The sequence below is a fragment of the Mesorhizobium sp. M1C.F.Ca.ET.210.01.1.1 genome (assembly GCF_004791585.1).
Taxonomy (GTDB): domain Bacteria; phylum Pseudomonadota; class Alphaproteobacteria; order Rhizobiales; family Rhizobiaceae; genus Mesorhizobium.
Genome location: NZ_SRUU01000041.1, coordinates 34,267 through 43,809, shown reverse-complemented (window position 1 = coordinate 43,809; position 9,543 = coordinate 34,267). Strand labels below are relative to the sequence as shown.

At 66.2% G+C, this 9,543-nt stretch carries 5 protein-coding genes; all 5 read right to left on the bottom strand.

The features are described 5' to 3' along the window. Positions 1-188: 188 nt before the first annotated feature. The 5 genes from EN853_RS29800 to EN853_RS29780 all read right to left on the bottom strand — a co-directional run bounded on the left by EN853_RS29800 (position 189) and on the right by EN853_RS29780 (position 9,320). On the bottom strand, positions 189-1,715 hold the full coding sequence (locus EN853_RS29800; RefSeq protein ID WP_127862586.1) for a malonyl-CoA synthase: 1,527 nt from the start codon (positions 1,713-1,715) through the stop codon (positions 189-191). 72 nt (positions 1,716-1,787) lie between these two features. Next, on the bottom strand, positions 1,788-2,531 hold the full coding sequence (locus EN853_RS29795) for a GntR family transcriptional regulator (protein WP_127862587.1): 744 nt from the start codon (positions 2,529-2,531) through the stop codon (positions 1,788-1,790). A 246-nt stretch (positions 2,532-2,777) separates the two neighbouring features. After that, positions 2,778-3,455, bottom strand: a complete 678-nt coding sequence (gene rpe, locus EN853_RS29790) for a ribulose-phosphate 3-epimerase (protein WP_127862588.1) — start codon at positions 3,453-3,455, stop codon at positions 2,778-2,780. A gap of 196 nt (positions 3,456-3,651) precedes the next feature. Then, complete coding sequence (locus tag EN853_RS29785; RefSeq protein ID WP_127862589.1) at positions 3,652-7,371, bottom strand: hypothetical protein; 3,720 nt, start codon at positions 7,369-7,371, stop codon at positions 3,652-3,654. Further along, positions 7,368-9,320, bottom strand: coding sequence for a hypothetical protein (locus EN853_RS29780; protein ID WP_245517230.1), 1,953 nt, complete (start codon positions 9,318-9,320; stop codon positions 7,368-7,370). The genes EN853_RS29785 and EN853_RS29780 overlap by 4 nt, the downstream gene beginning before the upstream one ends. Positions 9,321-9,543 lie beyond the last annotated feature (223 nt).

The window sequence follows — 9,543 nt, the reverse complement described above, 5'->3', positions numbered from 1 at the left end:
TGTTCAGGTTGATGGTTCTTTGGTGGGAAGGGACCGAGCCATGCCACGGCCTGTCCGCAAGGACGACCAGGATCCTCTCGGCCTCCTTCCCACTTCAACCATACAACGGAACCAACACACAGGATCCTCGGGTGGTCTACGCGTCCGCTTCGCTCCTTGCTTCGCCCTAGGATGACGGCGCAGTACCATTAGCCAGCTTTTCCCGCCGCATAGATATCCTTGTAGGCATCGCGCAAAACGTTCTTCTGTACCTTGCCCATGGTGTTGCGCGGCAATTCGGCGACGAAGATAACCTGCTTCGGGTGCTTGTATTTCGCCAGCCGCCCGGCAATGGCGCCGGCAATGTCGGCCGCGCTCACCGCCGATCCCGGCTTGCGCACCACGATGGCCGTGACGCCTTCGCCGAAATCCGGATGCGCGACGCCGATCACCGCGCTTTCGGCAACGCCCGCAAGCGCGTCGATCTCGCTCTCGATCTCATTCGGATAGACGTTGTAGCCGCCCGAGATGATCAGGTCCTTGCCGCGCCCGACGATGTGGACATAGCCGTCGGCGTCGATCAGGCCGAGATCGCCGGTGATGAAGAAGCCGTCGTCCCGGAACTCGGCCTTGGTCTTTTCCGGCATGCGCCAGTAGCCGGCAAATACGTTCGGCCCCTTCACCTCGATCATGCCGATCTCGCCCTGCGCAAGCGGTTTGCCGCTCTCGGGCTCGGCGATGCGCAAAGAGACGCCGGGCAGGGGAAAGCCGACCGTGCCGGCGCGCCGCTCGCCGTCATAGGGGTTGGACGTATTCATGTTGGTTTCGGTCATGCCGTAGCGTTCGAGGATGGCGTGGCCGGTGCGCTCGCGCCAGGCATTGTGCGTTTCGGCAAGCAGCGGCGCCGAGCCGGAGATGAACAGCCGCATCGCCCTGGTCGCATCCTTTGTCAGGCTGTCCTGCTGCAGGAGCCGCACATAGAAGGTCGGCACGCCCATCAGCGCGGTCGCGCGGGGTAAGAGCGAGATGACCCGGCCCGGGTCGAACTTCTGCTCGAACAGCATCCTGGCGCCGGCCATCAGGACGACGTTGGTGGCGACGAACAGGCCATGCGTGTGGAAGATCGGTAGCGCGTGGATCAGCACGTCGTCGGCGCCGAAGCGCCAGTGCTCGGTGAGCACGCGCGCGTTGGAGGCGAGGTTCTCGTGACTGAGCATGGCGCCCTTGGAGCGGCCCGTCGTGCCGGAGGTGTAGAGGATGGCGGCAAGATCGTCGGGGCCACGCGCGGCATCCTGAAAATCCGTCCGCTGCTGTGCCGCCCGATCCGCCAGCGTGCCCCGCCCATCGCGGCCGAGCGTCAATGTCTCGGCACCCACCGACGCGGCAAGCGGTTGGACGGCGGGCGCCTTTTGCGGATCGCAGACGACCAGCCGCGGTTCCGCGTCGCGGAAGAAATAGTCGAGTTCCGGCAGCGTATAGGCCGTGTTGAGCGGCAGGAAGACGGCGCCGGCGCGCAGACAGGCGAGATAGAGCAGCACCGCCTCCGGCGTCTTCTCCACCTGCGCAGCGACGCGATCGCCCGGCTGGACGCCCACTCCGACAAGCGCATGCGCAAATTGCCCGGACCACGCCAGCATGTCGCCATAGGAGATCGAACGCCCGTCATCGGTTTCCATCAGCACGCGGTCAGGCGCCGGGATGCGGGCGCGGAAAGCGTCGAAGAGGTGATTGGTCATGTCTTCCTCTGGCGTCGAGTGCTCGCCAGAGCGAATATCAGATTTGCCGGCGATGGGCAGCTACATGGACGGCTATTTGCGGCCGCGCGCGGCTTTGGCTGAGCCGGCCCGCGGATCGTAGCCCTGGTTGAAGCGCGCCATGCACATCTCCGCCGTCAGCCGGTAATGGCTGAGCAAGGCTTCGACCGCGCCGTCGGCGTCGCCGTCCAGCGTCCGCTCGGCAATCATCCGGTGCTCACCCAGCTCGTCGCGTTCGTAGCCCGGGCCGCGCTGCGAGATCAGCCGGTAGCGGGAGGCCTGGTCGGAAAGCTGATCGCAAAATCCGATCAGCCAATGCGAGCGGCATGCCGAGATCAGCGCGCGATGGAAGGCGCGGTGCAGCGTCTCCCATTCCGGATTGTTGGTCGCCGGGTCGTCGGATTGGCGCCGATCGGCGCGCGCCAGGCGGTGCAGGGCGAGCACCAGCTGTTCTTCCCACTCGGCCGTGCGATGGGCGATGGATTCGCGCAAGGCGCGCTCCTCCAGCCAGCAGCGCGTGCGGGTCAGCTCTTCCAGCTCGGTCGCGCTCACCGGCATCAGGAAGAAGCCGCGCTGGTCATGGCGGCCGAGCAGACCCTCGGCGGCAAGTCGGTTGAGCGCCTCGCGCACTGGCGATGCGCCGGCGCCATAGCGGGAAACGACCCATTCGACGCGCAGCTTGCCCTCGGCTTCCAGAGCCCCACGCAGCAGATCCTCGCGAAGCTGATGGTAGACCGAGCTGGCCAGCGTGCTCTTGGCACCCTTGCCATCGCCCGGATCGGCATTTCCGTATGTCAATCGAACTCCCATTGCTTGCCCCTGTTTGCCAGGGCCCCTCGGCGAAGCAAAGCCGTACATGTATCATACAGCCGGGCATCGCCGTCTCAAGCGGAAGATCACGATATCCGACTTTAAGACAGGGGAGGGATATTTGTCGATTAAGCAAGACTACGCAGAAGAAACTGAGCTTTCGAGCCAACTTGATGAATTGACCGACAGTTCAGCTGCGGTGTGATTAATGCATTTCAGCGCAGTGGCGTCTCTTTAATTGGCCGCCTTGTCGGCCGCCGAGCGGATTGCCTCTATATTTTTCCGATATGCCTCGACCGTGCCGCCCTTGAAGATGGCCGCGCCCGCCACCAGCACGTCGGCGCCGGCGGCAGTCACCAGCGGCGCGGTTTCGGGCGAGACACCGCCGTCGATCTCGATGCGGATCGGGCGGTTGCCGATCAGCGCCTTCACGCGTTTCACCTTCTCGACCATTGCCGGGATGAACGCCTGGCCGCCGAAGCCGGGATTGACGGTCATGATCAGGATGAGGTCCAGCCGGTCGAGCACATATTCGATCGCCGATTCCGGCGTCGCCGGGTTGAGCGAGACGCCGGCCTTCTTGCCGAGGCCCTTGATCGTCTGCAGCGAGCGGTCGAGATGCGGGCCGGCCTCGGCATGCACGGTCATGCCGTCACAGCCGGCCTCGGCGAAGGCCGCCAGATAGGGATCGGCCGGCGCGATCATCAGATGGCAATCGAAGAAGGCCTTGGTGCGGTTGCGGATCGCCTTCACCACCGGCGGGCCGAAGGTGATGTTGGGCACGAAATGACCGTCCATGACGTCGAGATGGATCCAGTCGGCGCCGGCGGCCGCGACCGCCTCGACCTCGTCGCCGAGCTTCGAGAAATCCGACGCCAGCACCGACGGCGCGATCAGGGTCTTCTTGCTCATGAAAGGCCTTCTCCCGGCATCCGCGTCGGCGCGCCGTGCGCGCGCCTTCCGTGCGCGTCTGCCTAGACCATCGTCTGGCCAAGGGGAAGCCTGTTTTCCGCATGGGTCAGCAGGCGCACAAAGCGCAAGCTCCGGCTCGGAAAAAAGGAAACCCGCCGGATCGCTCCGGCGGGTCCGTTGTCTGCAGCCGACGGGACTACGGTTTGAAGTTCTGAATGTTCGCGCCTGCCGGGTCCTGCAGCACGCGCCGTGGCTGACGCTGCGGCACCAGTTGCTGCAGGATATTCGGATTGAGCAGCAGGTTCGGATTGATCTCCAGGCCCGGCCGTCTGCGGATCGGGAAGCAGTCCGGATACCGTCCGGTCGTGCCGACCGGGCAGCGCCGCTTGATGATCGGCTGGCAGATGCCGTCGATCATCTGCGAGCCCGGGGCGCACTCGGCGTCAACTCTGCGGCAGGCGCCGTCGATGACTTCCGTCCCGCGCGGACACACACAGGCGCCGCGCTTGTTAAGGACCTGGCCGCGGATGGAGCACGTCTGCGGCTTCCTGATCGGCGCGCAGACCTTGCCCCTCACCTCAGTGCCCTTCGGGCAGACGCAATCGCCGTCGGCATTGCGGACCTGGCCGCGGATCCGGCATTGGCTGGGCGGCTGCTTGTCGGGCACGCAGGCCTTGACCACACGGTCGAGATGCGTGCCCTTGGGGCAGACGCAGCCGTCCTGTGTCGCCACAGCGCCGCGGATCGTGCATTTCGGCGGAACGACCTGGCAGACGCCGTTCACCAGCTCGCCGCGCCGGCACACGCAATTGCCGTCCTGGTCGCGGTACTGGCCGGGGCGCAGCGTGCACTGCGGCTCTTCGCCCTGCACGCACCTGCCGTTCTGCAGCTCGGTGCCGCGCGGGCAAACGCAGCGTCCGTCCTCGGTCCGGATCTGGCCCTTGAGCAGGACGCAGCGCTTCGGTTCCTTCGGCTCAGGCAGAATGATCACACCGCCGCCGCCGGAGCACTGGCCATTGCGGAAGCTGGTGCCCTCCGGGCAGGCGCAGCGGCCGGTCGAGTTCAGCACCATGCCGTTCGAGCACTGGTTCTTCACCTCGCGTTTGATGGAGAAGGGGTGGCAGGCATAGGCTTTGCCGCGAACGCCCTGAGCATTGGTCGGGGCGCGCGACAGCACATCGCCACCCTGGACCGGCGTGTTCGGCGAGAGCACGCCGACACAGTTCTGCCCGCTGACCGCGCCCTGCAGTTTGGCAAGGCCGGGAAGGACCACGGTGACATGGTGGGTGTGGCTTTCGCCGGCGCCGAGCGTCAGGTTGGCGATACAGGAGGCAGGCAGCGTCGCAGGCTCCGGCGAGCAGCCGAAGGGCGGGTCGATCGAGGTGATCGGAACGCCGTCCAGGCGGCCAACGCCGTCGATGCCGATCGCATCGCCGATGCGGACCGGACCGGAGAAGGCGTTCGGCCCGTCATTCGTAATGGTGATCTCGAACGAGCAGGGCTGACCCGGCTGGCATTCGCTGTCGCCGGTCTTCTCGACGCGGATGATCGAGGCGCCGCCGCCCTTGGCGCAAGCCTGGCCGATCGGATAGACGATGTCGTCGCCCGGCGCCGGCCCAAAAGAGCCGCGCGCGCAGTTCTCGAACGCGCCATTGCCGCTCACCGTAACGTCGAAGTGCCGGCTGGTTCCGGGCTTCATGACGGCGCCGGGGATTTGGCAGGACAGCGTATTGGCCGGCACCGGCCCGCAGCTCCAGTCCGCGCCGTCGGGCGTCACGGTCTGGATGGCCACCGGCGTGCCGCCCGATACCAGCGTCGCGGCATCGTTGACCCGCACCGGACCGGTGGGGACGGCGGTGCCGGCATTGGTGACGGTGATGCGGCAGGACACGAAAGCCGCGCCTGCGAGCGATCCGTCGCACACCTTGGTGATGCGCAAGCCGGGCTGGCCGCCGTTCGGATGGCGGATGCGCTCGGTCGCGCAGGCCTTGTTGTTGGCGAGGTCGGCCTCGCCGGGGATGGCCTTCACCTCGGCGCAGTTCTCGACGCTGTCGGGCCGGTAGTTTGCCGGCATCACCGCCTTGACCACGATCGGCGTCGAGGCGCCCGGAGGCAGCAAGATGCCGGCAGTGTCGCAGCGGAACTGGCCGGGGCCGTTCGGCCCGCAGGTCCAGGGCGGGCTTGGCACGAAGGTCGAGGACGTCGGCGCGCCGCCCGGATAGGTGTCGATCACCGTCAGCGGCCCGTTATAGGTGCTGGTGCCGTTGTTGATGATGTCGATCACGAAGTAGCAGATGCCGTCCGGCGTGCAGACCGGGATGCGGGCGCGCTTCTTCAGGATCAGGTCGACTTTCTTTTCGACCGGAGGCTGGCACTGCGGGTCGCGATCGCCGCGGCGGCAGATCGGGATCGAGGCGCAGCCGCGGTCGTTCTGCTGGCTGCCGAACAGCGGCTTGCCGCTGGCCTGGTAGTCATAGGCGGCGCAGTTGCGCAGCACGCTGCCCTGCCAGCCTCCGGCCGGCTTGAAGCCGAGCTTGAGGTCGACGGAAGCGCCGGGGTTGAGCGTGGTCACCGGATGGGTGCAGGTCATCGGCGTCGTCCCGGGCGCGCAGACCCAAGGCGGATTCGGCCCTGACGAGAGCGTCGAGCCTGCCGGCAGCGTCACCTCGTCGAGCACGATTTTGCCGTCGTAGGGCGCGTCGCCGACATTGGTGACCGTGATGATGAAGTCGCAGCCGCCGGCCATCGTGCACCGCGGCACGCCGGGCCGCTTCTCGACCTTGAGGTCGGGCTGCTTCTCGGGCGGGCACTTGAGGTCACGCGGGATGACGATGTCGATCGTCTGCGTGCAGCAAAGCCCCCAGCCTTCCTTCGGCCCGGCGTAAGTCTCGATGCCGGTGACGACGAGATGGATGGTCTCGCCGGGCGATGCGCCGATGATCTTCCAGTTGAGCACGCCGCCGCCGGCAGGCACCTGCTGGGTGTCGGGAAAGATGGTGATGCCGGGCGTCGTCGTCGACACCTGCACCCACTTGCCGCCCATCTCCGGGCCGACCGGCATGTGGTAGATGAAGGCGCCGCCGCCGGGCACGCAGTCGACCGTGCCGCGCTCGACCTTGAAACATTCCTTGCTTGGCGGTGGAGGCGGCGGGTTGCATTTGCTCAGATCGATCTTGATCGAGGTCTTGACGCCGGTGAGAAAGTCGCCGTCGTCGGGCTTGTCCGGATCCTGCGAGGGGATGGTCGTTGCCGGGCCGCCCCTGAGGGCAGCCTTGATCTCGCCCTGGTTGTCGACCGTCGCCGGCGCGGAGAAGGCGGCATGGTCTATCTTGGCCGTGATCCGGAACGTGATCACGCGTTCGTTCGCGGCGCCGACGCCGTCGAGATTGGAAGCGCTGATCCGGAAATTGGACACGGTCGCCGTATCGTTCGGGCCGGCCGATGTGCTGATCGAAGCAGCGGGCAGCGGTCCGCCGGAAGCGCTCGTACCGTCGCCGATGACATCGACGCTGACGATCTGCAAGCCGTGTGGAAGCTGATCCCTGAAGTCGAGCCGAGTCGCTTTCAGCAGGGCCGCCACGCTTGGCCGGTCGAAGTCCTGCGGGTCGCCATTGATGCCGAAGCTCAGGACATATTCGACGGAATCGCAGCCTCTCTGGCCGCCCTTCTTGGTGAAGAAGGGCACGATACGCCCGAGTTCCTGATTGATGCCGCGCTGTCCAGAAGCAGATCCCGGATTGGCGGTCGCGGCCGGAGCCTTGTCCTGGGCAAGCGCCGGCAATGCCGGCATCATGGCGACCGCGATACCGGCCGCCATCAGCCAGCGCGCGCCGCGCCTGGCGTATGACAGGGGTTTCATGATCGTCTCCATGACTGTTTTGCACGGCGCGAAGCGGGAAAGGGCAGGATTGCTCATCTGTCCCTCCTCGGCGCTTCGCAGCCGACGGCCGGCGTCCTGAGCGGCAGCGTCATCTTGCAGCAAGGGTAGTAGCCACCCTTGTCCCGGTCGGACTCGCGGTAGAAGCAGAGCCCGACATTGACGGTGTCGCCCGGATTATGGCCGGTGATGTCGATCGTGTAGGGCTTGCCCGGCGCGTGCGACATGGGCGAGGTCACCCCGACGCCAGGCGTCTTGGACAGAGCCTTGATCGAATCGCCGCCGAAGCCGGCGTGGTCATGGAGATAGAGATCGGCCTGGAGCCCGCGTGGCGTGCAGTAATACTGGACGTCCTCGACATCGATGCAGGGCGGCAGGTTGCCGGGCGGCGGGAAGTCCGGCGGATAGAAGGGAGGCAAGAAGCCGCCGGGGATTTCCTCGTAGTAGCCGGCGCGGCCCTCGCAGGAGCGCCAGACCCTGACGTCGCCGACATGACCTTCGACGTCCGGGTCCTCGAAATAGCCGTCGAAGTCGACGAACCATGAGCCGAAGGGCGGTACATTGGCCGGCCTGACCAGCGCGCTCGGCGTCAGCTGCACGCCATGAACCGCAAGCGGCCCGCCGGCGGCGAGCCGCTCGGCAAGCTCCGGATTGTCGCGCAGCTTGTCGCCGGTATTGACGACGGTGTCGGTGCAAACGCTGGTGTCCAGATTGCCCTCGGCATCGTAGCGGTATTGCAGGTCGACACCGCCCGCCGATTGGCGGTTGCCCGGCGGGAAGCCGATCGCATATTCCTGCGGCACTTCCACCCAGATCGATTCCGTCGCCGGGTCGTCCGGATCCTCGCGCCAATAGCGGATCACCTCGCCTTTGCCGGAATCGGCGAAGCCGCTGTAGTCGTGGAGGTTCTCGACCGGACCGCGCTGGGCGAGATACACGAAACCCTGATTGTCGAAGGCGATATCGGTGACGGCGTAGTCCTGATCTGCCTTGACCGTCAGCTCCCAGCGCGGATCGCCGGCAAAGCTTCCGTCACTCGCAATGCCGACCGACCAGATCTCGGCCTTCTCGCCGACCGAGTAATAGAGCCGGCCGCCATGATAGGCGACAGCCCAGACACGGCGCGCATCCTGCGTATAGCCCCAGGTCTCCGGGTCTTCGCTGTCGAAGGCGGCGGCCTGGATGTCCATCACGGCGCCGTCGTCGGCGACCGGGGCCAGCCCATGCGCCGGGCGCCCGGCAACGCCATGGTCGAAGCTGTCGATCAGATTGCCCTCGACGTCGATGCGATGGATCAGGCCGGTGTCGAGATCGGAGGCGAAGAATTCACGATGGGTCGGGTCGAAGGCGAGATTGCCGATGCCGGGCCCGCTGTTGGTGTCGATGTCGGCGAATTTGGATACCGCGCCCGAAATGCCGTCGATCCTCCAGATCGTGCCCGGTCCGCCGCCGTTTTCGGTGCCGAACTGGCCATCCATGAAGACAGCACCCGCGGTGCCGCGGCGCTGCCGCTCGGGGCGCCCGTCGTCGTCGGCATCCGGCGTGACGATCTCGATGCCGTGCAGCGAGGTCGCCGCCGCATAAAGGTTCGGAATGCCCGACGGCACGCCATCGCGCACGCCGTCGTCATAGGTGAGGCCGAACACCTCGCCGATCTGGCCCGCCGTCACCTCGAATGGCGGCGGCGTGTAGACGAGCTGGCCGGAGGCCGGGCCACCGAGCCGCGAGACGTCGAAAATGCGCAACGTGGCCTGCGAGGTGTCGATGAAGGTTTCGTCGACCGGGTCGATGCCGGGCGGCAGGCCCTGATCCAAATCGGGGATGACGGTGCCGGGAAAGCCGGTCACGGCCATCGAACCGGGATAGATGATCCGGGTCTCCTGGGCCTTCGCCACGCCGCCGAGCCAGAGGCCGGCGGACAGCGCCAGCGCAAGAATTCCGCCGGTTGTCGTTAGCGCGCCGCGCATTCCGCCGGCGCGAGAAGTCATGGACGAGCCGCGGTCGCAAGACATTGAACTCCCCCCGAAGCCGTCGGAAGAACCATCCGTGTTCTGCGCGCAGACCTGGCTAAGGCGCGGCGTTCCGGCTCGTTCGTCCTTGATCGAATTGTCTAATTTCCGCCTCCTCACGATACGCCGGCTGCCTGGCAGGGTCAACGGAATCAGCCGAAAGCCCAGCGCGTCGACCTCGTCCCGGAGACGGTGGCCGCGC

Coding starts and splice junctions, on each gene's coding strand:
- EN853_RS29780 (WP_245517230.1), bottom strand. CDS start 9,320: ATGACTTCTCGCGCCGGCGGAATGCGCGGCGCGCTAACGACAACCGGC.
- EN853_RS29800 (WP_127862586.1), bottom strand. CDS start 1,715: ATGACCAATCACCTCTTCGACGCTTTCCGCGCCCGCATCCCGGCGCCT.
- EN853_RS29785 (WP_127862589.1), bottom strand. CDS start 7,371: ATGAGCAATCCTGCCCTTTCCCGCTTCGCGCCGTGCAAAACAGTCATG.
- rpe (WP_127862588.1), bottom strand. CDS start 3,455: ATGAGCAAGAAGACCCTGATCGCGCCGTCGGTGCTGGCGTCGGATTTC.